Genomic DNA, 16602 nt, shown 5'->3' with positions numbered 1-16602 from the left:
AAAGCGAAGCCTGATGGCGCTTCGCTTATCAGGCCTACAAGGGCTGGTCCTGTAGGCCGGGTAAGGCGCAGCCGCCACCCGGCGCTTTCGCAGACGCGTTGCGCTCCGCCAGCAGCCGACAAATTTCCGCGTGCTTCTCCTCGGTAAAGGTAAAGCGCGACATAAAGCCCATGCGGATCAGCGAGCCTATCGCCGGCAGCAGGCAAATCCCGAAGAACAGCCCCGACAGTACGCTCTCGCTCTGGATTTGCGCCTGCGGCACGTAGCCGATCATCGTCAGGAACACCCCGATTAACCCGCCGCCCACCGCCACCGACATCTTGCCGGTAAAGGTCTGCCCGGAGAAGGTGATCGCCGCGCAGCGCTTGTGAGTGTGGTACTCCGCGTACTCGATGGTGTCGGCAATCATCGACGAGGTGAGGATGTTGGTCATCATCACGAACAGCGTGCTCAGGCCGAGGAGAATAAACAGCATCGTCACCTGCTGATACCCGACAAACCACATCACCACGCGCACCGCCACGTCCAGCCCGCAGAGGATCATAAACAGCTTCCGCTTCTGCATCCGGCGCGTCAGCATCGGGGCGACCAGGCACAACACCGCCGCGACTATTCCCATCACGCCAATCGCCATCTGCAGGCTGCCGTCGCCCAGGTTGTTGATAAAGAAGTAGATATAGAGACCGCCCGCCACGTTATGGAACACGCAGAAAAAGAACGACAGCAGGACGATAAACAGCGGCTTGTTCTGGCGCAGGTTGTGGAAGGTGTCGCGGATGGTCACCTTTTCCGGGCTCGGCGGCACGCGCTCTTTGATCTGCATGAAGCCGTTAAGCATCAGCGGCAGGCCCACCAGCATCATCACCAGCGCCGCCATAAAGTAGCCTTTGTCATTGCTGTACTGGGCGAAATAGGCCGCCAGCTTCGGGAAGAAGATGTTGGCGCAGGCGATCCCGGCGTTCACCCCAAGCATCGCCGCCGTTACCGCGCGGGTGCGCTGCCCGGAGTCGTTGGTCATCACCGACGACATCGACCAGAATGGGATATCGGAGATGGCGTACAGCGTCCCCCACAGGATATACGTCACCCCGGCGTAGAGGATTTTGGTAGTCATGTCCGCTTCGATTTTATAGAACGACAGCAGCGTGACGCCGGTGATCAGCAGCGGGGCGATCAGCAAAAAGTGGCGAAACTTGCCGAACCGGCTGTTAATGGTATCCATAATGCTGGCAAACAGCGGATCGTGAACCGCGTCCCACGCGCGGGCAATCAGGAAGATGGTGCTCGCCGCCAGCGCCGAGATCCCCAGCACGTCGGTGTAAAAATAGTTAATAAACGAACCCACTAAACCAAAGCTAAAACACTGACCTAAACCATAACCAAAATAAGACCACAACTCGCGAGACGGTATTTTCATTGTCGTTGCCATTGTTATATGCCTGCCTGGTTGCCCGGCGGTGGACCGCCGGGTCGATATTATTAGTTCGGCGCCTGCGGGGCGATCTTGCGCAACTGCTGCATCAGGGCGATTTCACGGCGTGAGAACGGAATGCCGTTCTCCTCAAACACGTCGTGGAACCAGAGGCGGCAGTAGTCCGTGGACTCCTTCATCACCACCGGCCACGGCAGCCACGTCTGGGTTTTGCCGCGCACCAGACCCCACTGGTACGGCGCGACCTTCGCCGCGTACATCAGCGGAAGCTGCTCTTCGATGGTGCTGCCCACGTGGCGCGCCAGCCATTCGGTACAGAACAGCGGTCGTCCGAGCTTTTGCAGCTGCTGAATAATCGCCGTCATGCGGCCAGTGTGGGTGTAGGCGTGGAAGCTCACCACGTCCGAGAGCGCCAGCGCGGTCTGGTCCAGCGGATGCTGGAAGAACGTCTCGCCCTCCTCTTCCGGCGGCAGGCGCCACGCGCAGACGGTAAGCGGCTGGGTAGGGTCTTCTTCACGCACCCACTGGAACGCCAGCTTCATCAACTCGTGAGCGCAGGTCTCCAGCTTCGCGTCGTACTGCACCTCCTGCGTGCCCGTCGCGAAAATGCCGCGGTTGCCCGGCTCGTTGTAGAGATCCCACAACAGCACGCGCTTATCGTCGCGGAACTGGCGGACAACGTCGCGGATATAGCGCTCAATGTCTGCCCAGCAGTCGGGATCGCACACCTTGTCGCGCCCCGGGCTCGCCGCCGCCTGGCTGTTGTGCTTGCCCGGCACCGGCGGCTTTTGCGGGCCGAGGTACGGCTCGTCGCCGGAGAAGCCGCAGTCGTCCATCAGGGTCAGCATGGTGCTGAACCCGCGGCCGTCGGCAATCGTTAAAAAGCGGTCGATGCGCGCCATCAGCCCGTCGCGGTCGTGCTCCCAGACGATAAACGGCAGGTTGATGCGCAGGGTGTTGTAGCCCGCCTCCGCCGCCCAGCCCAGCTCGCGCTCGATGGTGGCGGCATCGAAGGTCTCCGCCTGCCAGATATCGGTCCAGTTCACCGCCGTCGACGGCAGATAGTTAAACCCGCACAGCCAGCCCTTTTGCTGATACCACGCCTGTGCCTGCTCCCTGCTCCACTGCTCTTTCATTACGCGTCCTCTTACTGATAATATTTAGCTAATAAATATTAGCTGCGGGATAAATGCGCAATTTCCCGCACGAAGAAAAGCGATGCTCCTCACAAAGTTCGCGCTTCGATGAATGAGAAACGTGATCGACGGCGCGGAAGCGTGCGGTTAGGGTATGATGCGAAGTCGCGAAAGGGAGAGGACTGATGAAGCGAAAAACGAAAGTGACGATGAACGATATTGCGCGGGCGGCAGGGGTGTCGCAGGCGACGGTATCGCTGGTGCTTAACCAGTCCCGCAACATCAAGCTCAGCGACGACACCCGCCAGCGGGTGATTAACGTCGCTACCGAGCTCGGCTACGACCGCCTCCCCGCCGTTCACGCTCCGCGCAACCAGGAAGAGATCGCCCTGCTGGTCAGCTCGCTGCAGAGCTTCGACCCGTTTATCGACGCCATCAGCCAGGCGCGGGAAGCGGCGTGGCGCAACGAGACCCTGCTCACCGTCTACGACTACGGCGACGACATCGAGCTGGCGCTGAACATCATCCGCCAGCTGGAGAAGCGCAACTGCATCGGGATTATTCTCGCCTCTCCGGTCACCACGCTGGTGGACATGACCGCCTTCCAGGACTGCACCCGCATCCCGCTGGTGCTGCTCAACCAGCGCGACCCCGGCTCGCCGCTGCTGCCGTCGTTTATCCCGGACGACTACGCCAACGCCTTCCAGGTGACTAAACACCTCATCGCCTGCGGGGCCACGCGCATCGCCCACATCACCGGCGAGAGCTGGATGGAGGCCTCGCGCCAGCGTCTGGCGGGCTACCAGGCCGCGCTGCAGCAGGCCGGATTAACCTGCGACGATAGCCTGGTGCGCCAGACCAACTGGCAGTTCAGCGAGTCCTTTACCGCCACTACTTCTCTGCTGGAGCTGGCCGAGCGCCCGGACGCCATCTTCTGCGCCAGCGACTGGCTGGCGATTGGCTGCTATCAGGCGCTGGCGGTGAACGGCGTGCGCATCCCGCAGGATATGCTGCTGGCGGGCTACGACGACCAGAAGATCTCCGAGCAGCTCACCCCGCCGCTGACCAGTATCCAGCTGCCCTACAGCGAGCTGGGACGGCTGGCGGTGGAGTACCTGTGCAATCAGGAAGATGCCGCCACGCACGTGACGCTGGCGGGCAGGCTGAAGGTACGCGCCTCAAGCCTCGTCTGAGGTAAACACCATGCCTGCGTAGGGCTTCTCGCGACACGCCGCCAGCCGCGCGGCGAGGCTGCCCACGTGCAGCTCCAGCTTGTGGCCGTCCGGGTCGAGAAAATAGAACGACGCCCCCTCGCTTTTGTTCTGCTTCCATACGGTGACGCCCGCCTGCTCAAGCTTTTGCGAGAACGGTTCAAAATCCGCTTCCGCGACGGTAAACGCGTAGTGGGTGTAGTCGCTCTCCTGCGGCGGCACATACTGGCGCGCCTCGTCGTACGACAGGCAGACCCACAGATCGCCGCAGGTGAGATAGGCCCCGGTATTCCAGCGGGCGTGCAGGGTCAGCCCCAGCAGCTCGTGCCAGAAGGTGACGCTTTTTTGCAGGTCGCTGACCGCGAGGGTCAGGTGGTTGAGTGATTGCAGCATGACGTGCCCTTTTGTTTTTCGCGCCGGACGTGGTACGGTAAAAGCATGAACATAAACCACGCCGTGCTCACCGTAAACCGCTGGTGGCTGCCTTCTTAAAGGCGGCACGGAGTAGTTTTCCCCATTTTCAGATAGCCGCCGAAAGGCGGCTTTCTCACATCTAAGACCCCTTTCGGCAACTGCACATTAAGGAGTCTTTATGAACACATCCACCATCCTCACCGGCGATCGCCCAACTGGCCCGCTGCACCTCGGCCATTTCGTCGGTTCGCTGCGCCAGCGCGTGGCGCTCCAGCACACGCACAACCAGTTTGTGCTGATTGCCGACCTGCAGGGGCTGACCGACAACGGCAGCAACCCGCAAAAAATTCGCGACAACATCCCCGAAGTGCTGGCCGACTATCTCGCCGCCGGCATCGACCCGAACCTGACCACGATCTGCCTGCAGTCCGCCCTGCCCGCCCTCGCCGAGCTGACGATGCTGTATATGAACATCGTTACCGTCGCCCGCGTGGAGCGTAACCCGACCGTGAAAAACGAGATTGCGCAGAAGGGCTTCGCCCGCTCGCTGCCGGTCGGGTTTATGGCCTACCCCATCAGCCAGGCGGCGGACATCACCGCGTTTAAGGCCGAGTGCGTGCCCGTCGGCGACGACCAGCTGCCGATGATTGAGCAGACCAACGAGATTGTGCACAAGATGAACAGCCTGCTGCCCGCCCCGGTGCTGCGCCACTGCAAGGCGATGCTGAGCGACACCAGCCGCCTGCCCGGCATCGACGGTAGCGCCAAGATGTCGAAATCGCTGGGCAACACGCTGCACCTTTCGGCCAGCGAAGAGACCATTCACCGTGCGGTGAGCGCCATGTACACCGACCCGAACCACCTGAAGGTGAGCGACCCGGGGCAGATTGAGGGGAACGTGGTGTTTACGTACCTCGACGCGTTTCACCCGGACAAAGACAAAGTGGCGGCGATGAAGGCGCACTATCAGGCAGGCGGGCTGGGCGACCGGGCGTGCAAGAACGAGCTGGAGGGGTGTTTGCAGGAGCTGATTGCGCCGATGCGGGAGCGAAGGGCGATGTATATGCGTGACAGGGGCGAGCTGATGGCGATGCTGAAGCGCGGGACTGAACGGGCGCAGGGGGTGACGCAGGGGACGTTGAGGGAGGTGAAGGTGGGGCTGGGGGTGCCGGTGTTTAGTTAAGGTAGATTTAGCGGTGGAGTGCGGGGTATTGGCATGAAGCCGCTAACTTGATTATTGCGGAAATAAGCGAGGCGCAAAAATTCTTAAATGCATTATTAGTCAATGTCGTTTGTCATTCTGTTAAGAGCGCTATATTCATAGACTCTTAATATTTTAAACGCCACAGCAACTGCTATGAGTAAGTTTATTATTTCCATGCTGAATAAGTTACTTTGTGTATTTGTGATTGTGTTATGCCTCATATGCGTGGGCGTCACTGATAACTGGAAAGAATGCACAATAGCTATAACCATCACTTTAGGATGCGCACATTTCATGGCCGTTTTACTAAATCGTGTATTGCCTCATAAGTTATCTATCTTAGAAGGAATACTGGAATTATTGGGAGGACCACTATTAGTTATAGGCGCAATTGTGTGCTTTGATGTATTCGAACCCTGGCCGTTAAAAATCATTGGTATGTTTGCGTGGATTTTTTTGATTTTCTTTTTACCTTCAATAATAAGTCCCAGGCGTTAACTCGATCTACTGATGAATGTCTACGTCATTTCTGTACCAAAGGAATTCAATATAATGCAACCCACTCTTTCGCAGGTCATTGAGGTTGTGCGTCAGTCCTCTGGACAACATCGCAAACGCATTGATGTGAACACCCTAATCGAAGCCGACCTTGATATCTGCGGCATGGATGGCGATGCCCTGATAGAAGACTGCGAGGAAGCGTTTGGCGTTACGCTCGTCACTGAAGAAGATGGCTATGAGAAAACTTTTTCCCTCGCTGAAATCGAGTTTCTTTTTAGCACCGAGGGCATAGATTACTTTGGTATCTGCCGCTTGATTCGCAGGTTGCGAGGCATTCAGGAACCGGTGATACGCGATTTAACCGTTGGCGAGCTTCATGCTGTGCTGGTTAAGGCTGTTAGAGAACAAATACATCATGATTGAGTGACATTTTGCGTAGTGCGGCATGTGCTCACATGCCCGCACTCGTTAGTCTTGAGTTTAAACAGCCTTCCCACTCCCACGCTTAATCACCGGAACATCACCTGTATCATTCAACGCCCCCGGAAAGGTCTTCAGCCACTGCGCGACTTTCTGCTTATTGATATTCACCACACTCATACCTTCCAGGCATCCCCATAATTCTCTTGTATGCTGGGGCGTAATCACAATGCAGTCTTTCATGGCGCGGATTTTCACGGGCATGCCGTTGATAAAGCCTGCACGGGTTAACCACTCTCCGCCCAGCAGAAGGTATTTCATATCTATGCGGGAATAAAGTTCGCAGCAAGCGGCACTGTCCTGCGACGTCTCCGCGCGGGGATGGACGGGGGCCGCGTTGAGCTGGTTGCCGTGAAGTCGGCGGGCGCTGTTTTTGCGTACCAGCTCGCGGTTTTCAATCACGCCGGTGAAAGCGTCTGATTCTGTTTTGCAAACAGTAAACTCTGGCTTAAAATTCGTCGCAGCCATTTTCAACTCCTCGATAGTTGGTTGTGGTTAGCGGTATGGGGGTGTTGCAGCACCTTCATATCGCGAATTCTCTCTTTAAATATTCCTTGATACTTCCTTTGCCGTTCGGCGTAATTTCTGGTGCTCATTATACAGGGCTGAATATAAATACAGCGGTTTGGTGTGGGGTAAATTTGGAATTTGCGAGGGGGATTCAGGAATTAGTGTTGTGTGCGGTAAGGTCATGTTTTTGTTGTTTGCGGGTTGATTGGTCTAGGTTTTGCGAGCATCATCGCAATTATTTACTTTCTTCCGTAACGCGATGGCTTCCAGCAAAACTCTCGAACAGGCAATTGCCGACATCACCATCTGGCGCAAAGGCGAACAGCGTGCGCCGCATAAACCTTTATTGCTTCTGTACGTGCTTGCGAACTATCAGCATGGGCATGCGCGATTGTTTAACTATGGAACCGAAGTCCACGAACAGTTGCTTAGCCTGCTAGAACGCTTTGGCCCACAGAGGAAGACGCATTACCCGAATATGCCTTTCTGGCGGCTCAAAGGGGATGGATTTTGGGATCTGAAGAATACTGAGTTCTGTTCGACCACTGGCAGTAAGCAACCGCCTGTTAAAGAACTTGTGGAACATAACGTTGCAGGCGGGTTTGATGAAGAACACTTTGCGTTGCTGAGTAAGAACAAAAACCTGATCAGCTCGCTGGCGCAGCAGATCCTTGAAGCGCATTTTCCTGAAAGTATTCAGGAAGAGCTCGCGGATGAGATGGGTTTTGATATCCAGCAAATCCGTAAGGTTCGCGATCCGCTGTTCCGTCAGCAGGTGCTGCGTGCTTATAACTACGAGTGTGCTATTTGCGGATTTAACATGCGGCATGATAACGCCTCTGTAGGACTTGAAGCCGCGCATATTAAATGGAAGCAGTTTGGCGGGCCGTGTGAGATCCCCAACGGGCTGGCGCTGTGTGCAATTCATCATAAGGCGTTTGATAAAGGATCGATTGGGCTGGATGAGAATATGCGTTTGCTCGTGTCCGAGGCGGTGAATGGGAGTGGGATAGTTGGAAGACTGTTCTGGGATTTTGCTGGGAAGCAGATTGCCCTGCCAATCATAAAAGGCAACTATCCTGGAGAGGGTTTTGTAGAATGGCATCGTAGGGAGGTGTATAAAATGGACTCCTACTGATACTCGATCATTTTTTATTTATCATTACTGCAACAGTATAACCCGTTATCTAATACTACAATTAATAACCATATGGAATATTTATTATATGATTCAAGAACACAATAAATGGTGGGAAAAAAGAGTGCTACGTTCCGTGGATAACCTTAAGTTATGGTCTAATAATCCACGTTTAGATCCCTCAAGTAAGCTCGTTACAGTTCGCGATTTTGTTGAGGAGTTAATATCTGATGACAATGATGAACAAAACTTTTTAACTTTAATGAGATCTATTGCGACACGAGGTTTTCAATCATTCGACCCTGTTGTAGTTTGGCAAAATAAAGATAAAGATTTCGTTGTTGCAGAAGGCAATCGAAGGGTAATGGCTCTGAAACTGTTACGTTCGCCTGATAAAGCCCCATTGTCTATTCGTAAACTTGTTGTCAACCTATCAAGGATGATTGACAGAGACGAGCTGGAGAAAATTAGAGTATGTGTAGCGCCTTCTTACGATGATGCTAGGTGGTATATTTTACAACGTCATTCTTCAGCAAGTAACCTTGTCAGATGGCAACGATTACAACAGCAACGATTTATAATCGATGTCTATGACGCAGAAGGGCAAGATATTGACAAAACCATCGAATACACTGGTTTTAAACGTGCAGCAATAATCGAGGCTTTACGGTATGTAAAAATACGTGATATCGCGACAAGACAAGAAGTGACACAATATCTTACGCATGAAGAAAAAGAGCAAGTCTATAGCCATAAAATTAATATGACTGTATTAGAACGATGGTTCGGGAATAGTCAAGTTCGCGATGCTTGGCATATCGACTTTAATGAAGAGGGTGTTGTAATTAAGGCTGAAATGTCAACTTTTTGTTTTGCTTATGCTAAATTCCTTAAGTTAATGCTAAATAAAAACAATGAGTTAGGGTTCTTGGTCAATACTCGTACTATTGATTCTAGCTTCCAAAAAATATTTGATTTCCTACCTAAAGTAAAAAGTCTAGAAGATGCAAATAAAGATGATATTCCCCATGCCGGTATTGAGGTTAATCCTACCCCAGCCCCTTCAGACACCCCTGACCCAATCCCTGCAGACCCAACAAAAGTTCAGGATCCTAAACCAGAAGATAAGCCAAAGTTAAAAGGTGATCCTAGGCGGCGTCAGTTAACTGATTGCTATCATGAAATATCAACAACTAGTTACAAACTAAAATCACTTTTTAAAGAGTTTCAAAAACTACCAGTATTTATCTATCCTAATGTGACAGCAGCGTCATTACGTATTTTTCTTGAGCTTGCTGTGGATGAATACATTCATTCAAATGATCTGAAGGATAGGCTGTCCAAGTATGAAAAGAAAGGCTACAATGACCTTACACTGCAGCAAAAGCTAAGTACTCTGCGCGGCGAATATATAGACGTAAAAGAGGCTAACAAAGTTATTGATCAGTTACTACATGTAAGCAATGATTACAGTTTGAACACATTGAACGAATACATACATGGAAGCAAAGTTCACAAAGTTGAACCTCAGTTTTTGAATCGCTTCTGGGATATGTTGACACCGCTTTTGGCAGTACTGATAAGTTTGAAGGAAATTTAATGTTTTACTCTCCCTTAAGATACCCAGGTGGAAAGTCCAAGTTAGCAGCATATGTACTGGAAACAATCAAGTTAAACAATCTTGAGGGGGAGTCATATGTCGAACCGTTTGCTGGCGGATGTGCGATTGCTTGGCATTTATTGCTAAATAACCATGTACAGAAAGTATATATAAATGATCTAGATCCGGCTATACATGCGTTTTGGCATTGCGTGTTATATCGCACAGATGAGCTATGTTCATTGATTAAGAGCACTCCAGTGACCATAGATGAATGGCATAAGCAACGTGCAATATATAAAGAAAAAAATAGTGATTTTTTAAAATTAGGATTCGCTACGTTCTTTCTTAACCGAACGAACCGTTCTGGCATTATTAAAGGAGGGGTTATAGGTGGATTAAAGCAAGATGGAAACTATAAATTACATTGTAGATATAATAAAGACAGACTTGTTGAACAAATATTAGCTATAGCTGCCAAAAGAGATTCCATACGTCTAAGCAATATGGATGCTGTTGATTACATTGAAAAATTCATACCCGACATTGATGGTCCAGCATTTATTAATATTGATCCTCCTTATTATATAAAGGGGAAAGGCCTTTATCAGAATTTCTTTGAACATGATGACCATTATAAATTATTTGAAAGTGTAGTAAAAATTAAACAACACTGGATTGTCACTTATGATGACACCCCTGAAATCTGTGAGATCTACTCTGATTTTATTCCTGAATCATTCGGATTAACCTACACAGCTCAAAACAAATATAAGGGTTCCGAGCTAATAATTCATTCAAAAAATTTATTAAAGACTGGCTTGAAGCCTGATATTACTTTTAGTGAAATTAATAAATTAAAGAGAAATGGTTTGCTCTGAACATATTTGTATAATTAATTATGAGCATATCTATTTTTTATTACGAATATAATTATATAAAGATATACATGAAAATATATATTCAAGCAATCTACAAATACTTAAAATTATTTCAATAAAAGAGATGAATTTTTTTGAACGGATTTGCTATCTTTTGGTGCCGAAGGCCGGACTCGAACCGGCACGTATTTCTACGGTTGATTTTGAATCAACTGCGTCTACCGATTTCGCCACTTCGGCACTGAAGGGGATGCGGAAACGTTGTGGATTATACCTGTCGCACGCCGCCATGCAAGCGACGACGCGCGAAACCCGCGCTAAGTGCCCAAAAAACCAGCGTCCTTCGTCACTCCAGCTCAGACACCGCCAGCCGAATCACCCTCGCCGCCTTCTGTTCCGGCAGCGCCAGCACCTTCGCCCACATCTCCTGCACCATATCGCAGGAGAGCTTCTCTTTGCCCGCCGCCTTCTCCGGCATCTGCAGCAGCTGGATGTCCTCGCCGTACTTATCGGCAAGTTGCTTCATAATCGGCCGCACATCCTCGACGGCCGCCTCGCGTTCGGCAGGGGTCACGGTGTGGCGGTTTTTGCCGTAGGCCGCGCGCATCATGTCGGCATCGGCCTGCATGCGTCGCGTCATCAGATCTTTATCCAGCATGCGCATCGGGTTCACGCCGCCCTTCACCATCGGGTAGAGGAAGCGGAAGCAGGCGTCGTCGCTCACCTTCTGGATGGCAGCGGTCTGCTCCATGTTGATGGTCATGTAGTTCACCACGTTGGCGTCCGGGGCGTTCTGCAGGCGCGACATCTGCAGATGCAGGATCTGCGGCTGGATGGTGTCGATAATCTGCTGCTCCGGCTCGCCCGCTTTTTGCAGGGCGGCCATCTGGTCGAGGATGCGCTGATGCAGCGCGGGCTCCTGCTCCTTAATCACCTGCCAGGCGGGCATCGCGTTGAGGGCGTTATCCATCTGCCGTTCCGGGGCGCGCTGCCTGTCGAAAAACACCCAGAACGCCACGGCGGCAGCCGCAATGACGACAATCACAATACGGGTCCACGTTTTATTCATCTCGCATCCTTATCCTTTCGCTATGCCGGTTTACACCGGCACGCCGCTGTGGAAGCGAAACTCGTTGTCCGGTGTCGAGATAAGTGTGGCTTCAATTTCGCCAAAAAGCTGTATGCGCGGTGAGATATCGTCGTCGCTCACCTGCTGGGCCAGCGTCAGGTAGTCCTGATAGTGGCGCGCTTCCGAGCGCAGCAGCGAGAGATAGAACTTCTGCAGGTCGTCGTCGAGGAACGGGGCCAGCGCGGCGAAGCGTTCGCAGGAGCGGGCTTCGATGTAGGCGCCGCAGATGAGCTTGTCGATCAGCGTCAGCGGTTCGTGGGTACGCACTTCCTTCAGCATCCCTTTGGCGTAGCGGCTGGCGGTGATTTTGACGTACGGAATGTCGCGGGCCAGCATCGCCTCACGCACCTGCCAGAAGTGGTGCAGCTCCTCTTTGATCAGCAGCACCATACTGTCGATGAGCGCCTGGCCCCACGGGTCGTCGGTTTTGGGCATCACGCTTTTGCCAATCTGCTTGTGCAGGGCGATGAAGTCCGGCTCCGGACCGTCGCGGAAGGTGAACTGTTCGTAGGGTTTGAGCCAGTCGAGCAGCGCGTCGGCACCGCTTTCGTCGGCGACGTATTTACGCACCAGCAGCAGCGCGGTCTGGGCGGCCTTGAGCTCGCACACCATGTGGTCGGTGAGCAGCAGCGGCAGGTTCGCCGGGTCGCGGGCTTTATCAATCCATGCTTGCGGGGTCGGGCACTGGAGGAAGTTGAGTACGGGGGCGAGTATCTGCGGGTAATCCATGGTTCTGCCTTGAAAAAGCGGTGGCGCGCGCCACCGCCTGAATCACTTAGTGACGCACACCGTCGTCGTCTTCGTCGATGTAATCTTCGTCGTCACCTTCTTCGCCGTCTTCACCGTTCGGATCTTCGAAGTAGGTTCCCCAGCCGTCGTATTCCACGTCAAACTTCTCGGCCAGGTTCATCAGCTGTTCGACCTGCGCGTCGATCAGCTCCGCCTTCAGCGCGCCTTCGCTCAGGATGTCGCAGCAGATGACGGTGTCGCCCTCTTCCACTTCCAGCTCTTCCGGCTCGGTCACTTCGTAACCCAGCTTGAAGGCTTCCACGGCCATTTTTTCCAGCGCGTCGAAATCATCCGCAGAGAAATGGTGCTCGATGGTGTACAGCGCGTCCGGATCGCTACCATCTTCCAGCAGCTCTTCAATAATCAGACGCGTCTCTTCGCGTTGCTCTTCCAGTAATTCCGGGTTTGCCATGGCTCAATCCTCTTTAAAGTGCGGCAGATACTTCTATTTTCACACACGGACGGGTTTGCCTCCACCTTTGTTGGAAAGATTTGTGAAACGGGGTTGCAAATGAATAATTACACATATAAAGTGAATTTTAATTCAATAAGTGGCGTTCGCCATGTGAGGATAAAATGTCTGATCTGTACAAGAAACACTTTCTGAAATTGCTCGACTTTACCCCTGCACAGTTCACTTCTCTGCTGACCCTTGCCGCACAGCTCAAAGCCGATAAGAAAAAGGGCAAGGAAGTACAAAAGCTTACCGGTAAAAACATCGCGCTCATCTTCGAAAAAGACTCGACCCGTACCCGTTGCTCTTTCGAAGTTGCCGCATTTGACCAGGGCGCGCGCGTTACCTATTTAGGGCCGAGCGGCAGCCAGATTGGGCATAAAGAGTCAATTAAGGACACCGCGCGCGTGCTCGGGCGGATGTACGACGGCATTCAGTATCGCGGCCACGGCCAGGAAGTGGTCGAAACGCTAGCGCAGTATGCGGGCGTGCCGGTGTGGAACGGGCTGACCAACGAGTTCCACCCGACGCAGCTGCTGGCGGACCTGCTGACCATGCAGGAGCACCTGCCGGGCAAGGCGTTTAACGAGATGACGCTGGTCTACGCGGGCGACGCGCGCAACAATATGGGCAACTCGATGCTGGAAGCGGCGGCGCTGACCGGGCTGGATCTGCGCCTGGTGGCCCCGAAGGCCTGCTGGCCGGAAGAGAGCCTGGTGGCGGAGTGCAGCGCGCTGGCGGAGAAGCACGGCGGGAAAATCACCCTGACGGAAGACGTGGCGGCGGGCGTGAAGGGCGCGGACTTTATCTATACCGACGTGTGGGTGTCGATGGGCGAAGCCAAAGAGAAGTGGGCGGAGCGTATCGCGCTGCTGCGCGGGTATCAGGTGAACGCCCAGATGATGGCGCTGACCGGCAACCCGGACGTGAAGTTCCTGCACTGTCTGCCCGCGTTCCATGACGACCAGACTACGCTCGGCAAGCAGATGGCGAAGGAGTTCGATCTGCACGGCGGGATGGAAGTAACGGACGAGGTGTTTGAGTCGGCGGCGAGCATCGTGTTCGACCAGGCGGAAAACCGGATGCATACGATTAAGGCGGTGATGGTGGCGACGCTTGGGGAGTGATTGACTCCTCTGCGGCCTGGTGCCCTCACCCCGGCCCTCTCCCACAGGGAGAGGGAGAACACCCAGCCCGTAGGCCCGTGCAAGCGCAGCGCCGCCGGGCGAATCAGGCGACGATGCGGCCTGATGTCCTTTCTCCCACAACCCGCTCTACTTAATTGATTTTTCACCCCGAAAAAGGTACGTTTTCGCCTTAATTCCAGCGTGGACATACCAGCATTATGCCGATTATTCAGTCTGTTGAACGTGCGTTGCAGATCCTCGACCTGTTCAACGAGCAGGCCACCGAGCTTAAGATCACCGACATCAGCAAACTGATGGGGCTGAGCAAGAGTACCCTCCACTCGCTGCTGAAAACCCTGCAGCTTCACGGCTATATCGATCAGAACCCGGAGAACGGCAAATATCGCCTCGGCATGAAGCTGGTCGAGCGCGGCCATTTTGTCGTGGGCTCCATCGATATTCGTCAGAAGGCGAAAGGCTGGCTGACGGAGCTGTCCCAGCGGACCGGGCAGACCACCCATCTGGGGATCCTGGACGGGCGTGAAGGGGTCTATATCGAGAAGATTGAAGGCAAGCTGGCCGCCATCGCCTATTCGCGCATTGGCCGCCGCCTGCCGGTTCACGCCACCGCCATCGGCAAGGTGTTGATTGCCTGGCTGGGCGAGGCCGAGCTGAACGCTCTGCTTGAGGGCTATCAGTACACCACCTATACCCCTTCTACCCTTGCCTCTCGCGAAGCCTTAATGAGCGCCCTGGCGCAGACCCGCGAGCAGGGTTACGCCCTGGATAGCGAAGAGAACGAGCAGGGCGTGCGCTGCGTGGCGGTGCCGGTGTGGAACCATGAATCCCGCGTGATTGCCGCCCTGAGCCTGTCGACGTTGACCTCGCGCGTGGACGACGCAGAGCTGGCTGATTTCCGCGAGCAGCTTCAGCAGGCCGGGCTCCAGCTCTCACGCGCGCTGGGCTACCCGGCCTGAGCCGTTAGGCCGGCTCGTAGGTGAAGTAGTCGAAGTCCGCGTGGCAGCCGTCGCCGCTGATGTCCTCGCAGTGCAGCCCCACAAACGCGCCAGTAAAGAAACCGCGTCCGCCGATGTAGTCATCCGACAGCTTCCACGCCTCATACGTCACCGGCACGGTGTGCCACGTCTCGCCGTCGAACGAGTAGCTGTAGCGGTAGACCAGCGTATCCACGTCCACGCGCAGCCAGACGCTCTCCGCATGTTCCGGCACCGGAATCGGCTGCTCATGCAGCGGCCACGACGGCACGTTGTGGTCGAGCTGGATCACCTTAATCGTTCTGCCCTGCCCCTCCTCGTAGTCCACAAAGCAGTAGCTCCAGTTTTTGCTGTTGTAGTAGCAGGTCAGCCCCGCGCTCTGCTGGAAGTGGACCGGCGAGAACTGCATCCGCGTTTCCGCCCGGAAGGCGAAGTGCTGCCAGCGGCGCGCCACGGTCGACTGGGTGAAGGTCGAGTTGAGCGAGTCGTTGCCGTAGAGCCGTAAGTAGCCCGGGCGCGCGGTGAGCGAGCCGAGGGTGTCGTCGAACGGAATGCGCAGGGTCTGCAACTCCGGGTCGAGCGAACTGGCGTCGAAATCGTCCCGCCAGCTGCTCTGAACGGCTGCAGGCTGCTCCGCCACCTGTGGGCCTTTCACGGTCAGCTGCGCGTGCTTGCCGCCTTCCACGTACGGCCAGCCGTCGCGCCACTCAATGCAGGCGATGCCGGTCTCGCGCCCCAGCGGGCAGTAGCCGCGCCCGCCGGAGGCCAGCAGCGGCACGCCGGGCAGGCGCAGCGGGCGGCTGGTAAGGTAGGCCATGAACCACTCCCCCGTGTGGGTCTGCAGCAGCGAGCCGTGGCCGCTCTTCTGCAGCGGGTTCTCCGGCAGGTGCCAGCTGGTCATCATCGTCACGTCCGGATGCAACTCGTACGGCCCGTCGATGTTTTTGGAACGCAGCACCACGACGGCGTGCTCGTAGCTGGTGCCGCCTTCGGCCACCATCAGGTAGTACCATCCCGCGTGGCGATAGAGGTGCGCGCCCTCGGTGTAGCAGAGCGGCGTGCCGGTAAACAGGGTTTTACGCTCGGGCGAGAGCGTCCCGGTCTGCGGATCAAACTCCTGCATCACGATGGTGTTGTGCGGGTTGCTGTGGTGGCGCGGCCCCCACGGGCGGTAGATATAGTATTTGCGGCCATCGTCGTCGTGGAACAGGGACGGATCGAACCCGCCGTTGCCCATCGGGATCGGCTCGCTCCACGGTCCCTCAATGGACGGCGCGGTGACGAGGAAGTTGCGGCCGTTTTTCCACGGCGAGTCAACAATCTTCACGTCGGTGTAGAGCAGCCAGAACCTGCCGTCGGCGTAGCTCAGGCACGGCGCCCAGATGCCGCCGGAGTCCGGGTTGCCCTTCATGTCCAGCATCGACACGCGGTCCAGCGGGGTGCTGACCAGCGACCAGTTTTTCAGGTCGCGGGAGTGGTAGATGCGCACGCCCGGGAACCACTCGAAGGTCGAGGTGGCGATGTAGTAGTCTTCGCCCTGACGGCACAGAGACGGGTCCGGGTTGAAGCCGGTCAAAATGGGGTTAGTGATTTGCATAGTG

17 protein-coding genes and 1 tRNA gene are annotated in these 16602 nt (G+C 54.7%); 9 read left to right on the top strand and 9 right to left on the bottom strand.

Annotated elements, in window-relative coordinates:
* Nucleotides 1-34: 34 nt before the first annotated feature.
* Nucleotides 35-1429, bottom strand: coding sequence for an MFS transporter (locus BMW97_RS17195; protein ID WP_032649974.1), 1395 nt, complete (start codon nucleotides 1427-1429; stop codon nucleotides 35-37).
* Between the two features lie 50 nt (nucleotides 1430-1479).
* Nucleotides 1480-2568, bottom strand: a complete 1089-nt coding sequence (locus BMW97_RS17190; protein WP_045908078.1) for a cellulase family glycosylhydrolase — start codon at nucleotides 2566-2568, stop codon at nucleotides 1480-1482.
* A gap of 185 nt (nucleotides 2569-2753) precedes the next feature.
* On the opposite strand from BMW97_RS17190, the gene BMW97_RS17185 reads away from it, so the two are divergent.
* Complete coding sequence (locus BMW97_RS17185) at nucleotides 2754-3761, top strand: LacI family DNA-binding transcriptional regulator (protein WP_045908077.1); 1008 nt, start codon at nucleotides 2754-2756, stop codon at nucleotides 3759-3761.
* Here the strand turns inward: BMW97_RS17185 and fosA are convergent.
* Nucleotides 3747-4172: a FosA/FosA2 family fosfomycin resistance glutathione transferase gene (fosA, locus tag BMW97_RS17180; RefSeq protein WP_032675865.1), complete on the bottom strand. Its 426-nt coding sequence runs from the start codon at nucleotides 4170-4172 to the stop codon at nucleotides 3747-3749. The two genes, BMW97_RS17185 and fosA, sit on opposite strands and share 15 nt — an antisense overlap.
* A 199-nt stretch (nucleotides 4173-4371) precedes the next feature.
* Between fosA and trpS the strand changes: the two genes are divergently transcribed.
* Both trpS and BMW97_RS17165 read left to right on the top strand, forming a co-directional pair.
* Entirely contained in the window at nucleotides 4372-5376 is a 1005-nt protein-coding gene (trpS, locus tag BMW97_RS17175) for a tryptophan--tRNA ligase (protein WP_045908076.1), read from the top strand.
* A 573-nt stretch (nucleotides 5377-5949) separates the two neighbouring features.
* Nucleotides 5950-6321, top strand: coding sequence for a hypothetical protein (locus BMW97_RS17165; RefSeq protein ID WP_045908075.1), 372 nt, complete (start codon nucleotides 5950-5952; stop codon nucleotides 6319-6321).
* Between the two features lie 57 nt (nucleotides 6322-6378).
* Here the strand turns inward: BMW97_RS17165 and BMW97_RS17160 are convergent, their stop codons facing one another.
* Entirely contained in the window at nucleotides 6379-6846 is a 468-nt protein-coding gene (locus BMW97_RS17160; protein ID WP_082087740.1) for a SymE family type I addiction module toxin, read from the bottom strand.
* A 301-nt stretch (nucleotides 6847-7147) separates the two neighbouring features.
* On the opposite strand from BMW97_RS17160, the gene BMW97_RS17155 reads away from it, so the two are divergent.
* The 3 genes from BMW97_RS17155 to BMW97_RS17145 all read left to right on the top strand — a co-directional run bounded on the left by BMW97_RS17155 (nucleotide 7148) and on the right by BMW97_RS17145 (nucleotide 10507).
* Nucleotides 7148-8026: a phosphorothioated DNA-binding restriction endonuclease gene (locus BMW97_RS17155; RefSeq protein WP_045908074.1), complete on the top strand. Its 879-nt coding sequence runs from the start codon at nucleotides 7148-7150 to the stop codon at nucleotides 8024-8026.
* 88 nt (nucleotides 8027-8114) lie between these two features.
* Entirely contained in the window at nucleotides 8115-9626 is a 1512-nt protein-coding gene (locus BMW97_RS17150) for a ParB/Srx family N-terminal domain-containing protein (RefSeq protein WP_045908073.1), read from the top strand.
* A complete protein-coding gene (locus BMW97_RS17145; protein ID WP_045908072.1) occupies nucleotides 9626-10507 on the top strand; it encodes a DNA adenine methylase in 882 nt (293 codons plus the stop codon). Before BMW97_RS17150 ends, BMW97_RS17145 begins: the two co-directional genes overlap by 1 nt.
* 155 nt (nucleotides 10508-10662) lie before the next feature.
* Here the strand turns inward: BMW97_RS17145 and BMW97_RS17140 are convergent.
* The 4 genes from BMW97_RS17140 to rraB all read right to left on the bottom strand — a co-directional run bounded on the left by BMW97_RS17140 (nucleotide 10663) and on the right by rraB (nucleotide 12837).
* Nucleotides 10663-10747 (bottom strand) — tRNA-Leu (locus BMW97_RS17140).
* A 106-nt stretch (nucleotides 10748-10853) separates the two neighbouring features.
* Entirely contained in the window at nucleotides 10854-11576 is a 723-nt protein-coding gene (locus BMW97_RS17135; protein ID WP_045908071.1) for a hypothetical protein, read from the bottom strand.
* A 30-nt stretch (nucleotides 11577-11606) separates the two neighbouring features.
* The gene (gene miaE, locus BMW97_RS17130; RefSeq protein WP_045908070.1) at nucleotides 11607-12365 is read right to left on the bottom strand and encodes a tRNA isopentenyl-2-thiomethyl-A-37 hydroxylase MiaE; all 759 of its coding nucleotides are present in this window, start codon (nucleotides 12363-12365) and stop codon (nucleotides 11607-11609) included.
* A gap of 46 nt (nucleotides 12366-12411) precedes the next feature.
* Complete coding sequence (rraB, locus tag BMW97_RS17125; RefSeq protein ID WP_023324077.1) at nucleotides 12412-12837, bottom strand: ribonuclease E inhibitor RraB; 426 nt, start codon at nucleotides 12835-12837, stop codon at nucleotides 12412-12414.
* Nucleotides 12838-12936: 99 nt separating this feature from the next.
* On the opposite strand from rraB, the gene BMW97_RS24190 reads away from it, so the two are divergent.
* The 3 genes from BMW97_RS24190 (at nucleotide 12937) to xynR (ending at nucleotide 14983) form a co-directional block, all read left to right on the top strand.
* Nucleotides 12937-13032, top strand: a complete 96-nt coding sequence (locus BMW97_RS24190; RefSeq protein WP_213014347.1) for a putative translational regulatory protein ArgL — start codon at nucleotides 12937-12939, stop codon at nucleotides 13030-13032.
* Nucleotides 13002-14006, top strand: coding sequence for an ornithine carbamoyltransferase (gene argF, locus BMW97_RS17120; protein WP_032675854.1), 1005 nt, complete (start codon nucleotides 13002-13004; stop codon nucleotides 14004-14006). Before BMW97_RS24190 ends, argF begins: the two co-directional genes overlap by 31 nt.
* A gap of 218 nt (nucleotides 14007-14224) precedes the next feature.
* On the top strand, nucleotides 14225-14983 hold the full coding sequence (xynR, locus tag BMW97_RS17115; protein WP_045908069.1) for a DNA-binding transcriptional repressor XynR: 759 nt from the start codon (nucleotides 14225-14227) through the stop codon (nucleotides 14981-14983).
* Nucleotides 14984-14987: 4 nt separating this feature from the next.
* Here xynR and BMW97_RS17110 read toward each other — a convergent pair whose 3' ends face one another.
* Nucleotides 14988-16598: a glycoside hydrolase family 43 protein gene (locus BMW97_RS17110; protein ID WP_045908068.1), complete on the bottom strand. Its 1611-nt coding sequence runs from the start codon at nucleotides 16596-16598 to the stop codon at nucleotides 14988-14990.
* Between the last annotated feature and the right edge of the window lie 4 nt (nucleotides 16599-16602).

This window comes from Enterobacter sp. NFIX58 (assembly GCF_900110475.1).
Taxonomy (GTDB): domain Bacteria; phylum Pseudomonadota; class Gammaproteobacteria; order Enterobacterales; family Enterobacteriaceae; genus Enterobacter; species Enterobacter quasiroggenkampii.
Note: the sequence above shows the minus strand (reverse complement) of the source record. Positions and strands in the feature narration are given on the sequence as shown.

Bases quoted from the DNA above. Each gene is read 5' to 3' on its own strand.
- BMW97_RS17195 (WP_032649974.1), bottom strand. From the start codon at position 1,429: ATGGCAACGACAATGAAAATACCGTCTCGCGAGTTGTGGTCTTATTTT.
- BMW97_RS17190 (WP_045908078.1), bottom strand. From the start codon at position 2,568: ATGAAAGAGCAGTGGAGCAGGGAGCAGGCACAGGCGTGGTATCAGCAA.
- BMW97_RS17185 (WP_045908077.1), top strand. From the start codon at position 2,754: ATGAAGCGAAAAACGAAAGTGACGATGAACGATATTGCGCGGGCGGCA.
- fosA (WP_032675865.1), bottom strand. From the start codon at position 4,172: ATGCTGCAATCACTCAACCACCTGACCCTCGCGGTCAGCGACCTGCAA.
- trpS (WP_045908076.1), top strand. From the start codon at position 4,372: ATGAACACATCCACCATCCTCACCGGCGATCGCCCAACTGGCCCGCTG.
- BMW97_RS17165 (WP_045908075.1), top strand. From the start codon at position 5,950: ATGCAACCCACTCTTTCGCAGGTCATTGAGGTTGTGCGTCAGTCCTCT.
- BMW97_RS17160 (WP_082087740.1), bottom strand. From the start codon at position 6,846: ATGGCTGCGACGAATTTTAAGCCAGAGTTTACTGTTTGCAAAACAGAA.
- BMW97_RS17155 (WP_045908074.1), top strand. From the start codon at position 7,148: ATGGCTTCCAGCAAAACTCTCGAACAGGCAATTGCCGACATCACCATC.
- BMW97_RS17150 (WP_045908073.1), top strand. From the start codon at position 8,115: ATGATTCAAGAACACAATAAATGGTGGGAAAAAAGAGTGCTACGTTCC.
- BMW97_RS17145 (WP_045908072.1), top strand. From the start codon at position 9,626: ATGTTTTACTCTCCCTTAAGATACCCAGGTGGAAAGTCCAAGTTAGCA.
- BMW97_RS17135 (WP_045908071.1), bottom strand. From the start codon at position 11,576: ATGAATAAAACGTGGACCCGTATTGTGATTGTCGTCATTGCGGCTGCC.
- miaE (WP_045908070.1), bottom strand. From the start codon at position 12,365: ATGGATTACCCGCAGATACTCGCCCCCGTACTCAACTTCCTCCAGTGC.
- rraB (WP_023324077.1), bottom strand. From the start codon at position 12,837: ATGGCAAACCCGGAATTACTGGAAGAGCAACGCGAAGAGACGCGTCTG.
- BMW97_RS24190 (WP_213014347.1), top strand. From the start codon at position 12,937: ATGAATAATTACACATATAAAGTGAATTTTAATTCAATAAGTGGCGTT.
- argF (WP_032675854.1), top strand. From the start codon at position 13,002: ATGTCTGATCTGTACAAGAAACACTTTCTGAAATTGCTCGACTTTACC.
- xynR (WP_045908069.1), top strand. From the start codon at position 14,225: ATGCCGATTATTCAGTCTGTTGAACGTGCGTTGCAGATCCTCGACCTG.
- BMW97_RS17110 (WP_045908068.1), bottom strand. From the start codon at position 16,598: ATGCAAATCACTAACCCCATTTTGACCGGCTTCAACCCGGACCCGTCT.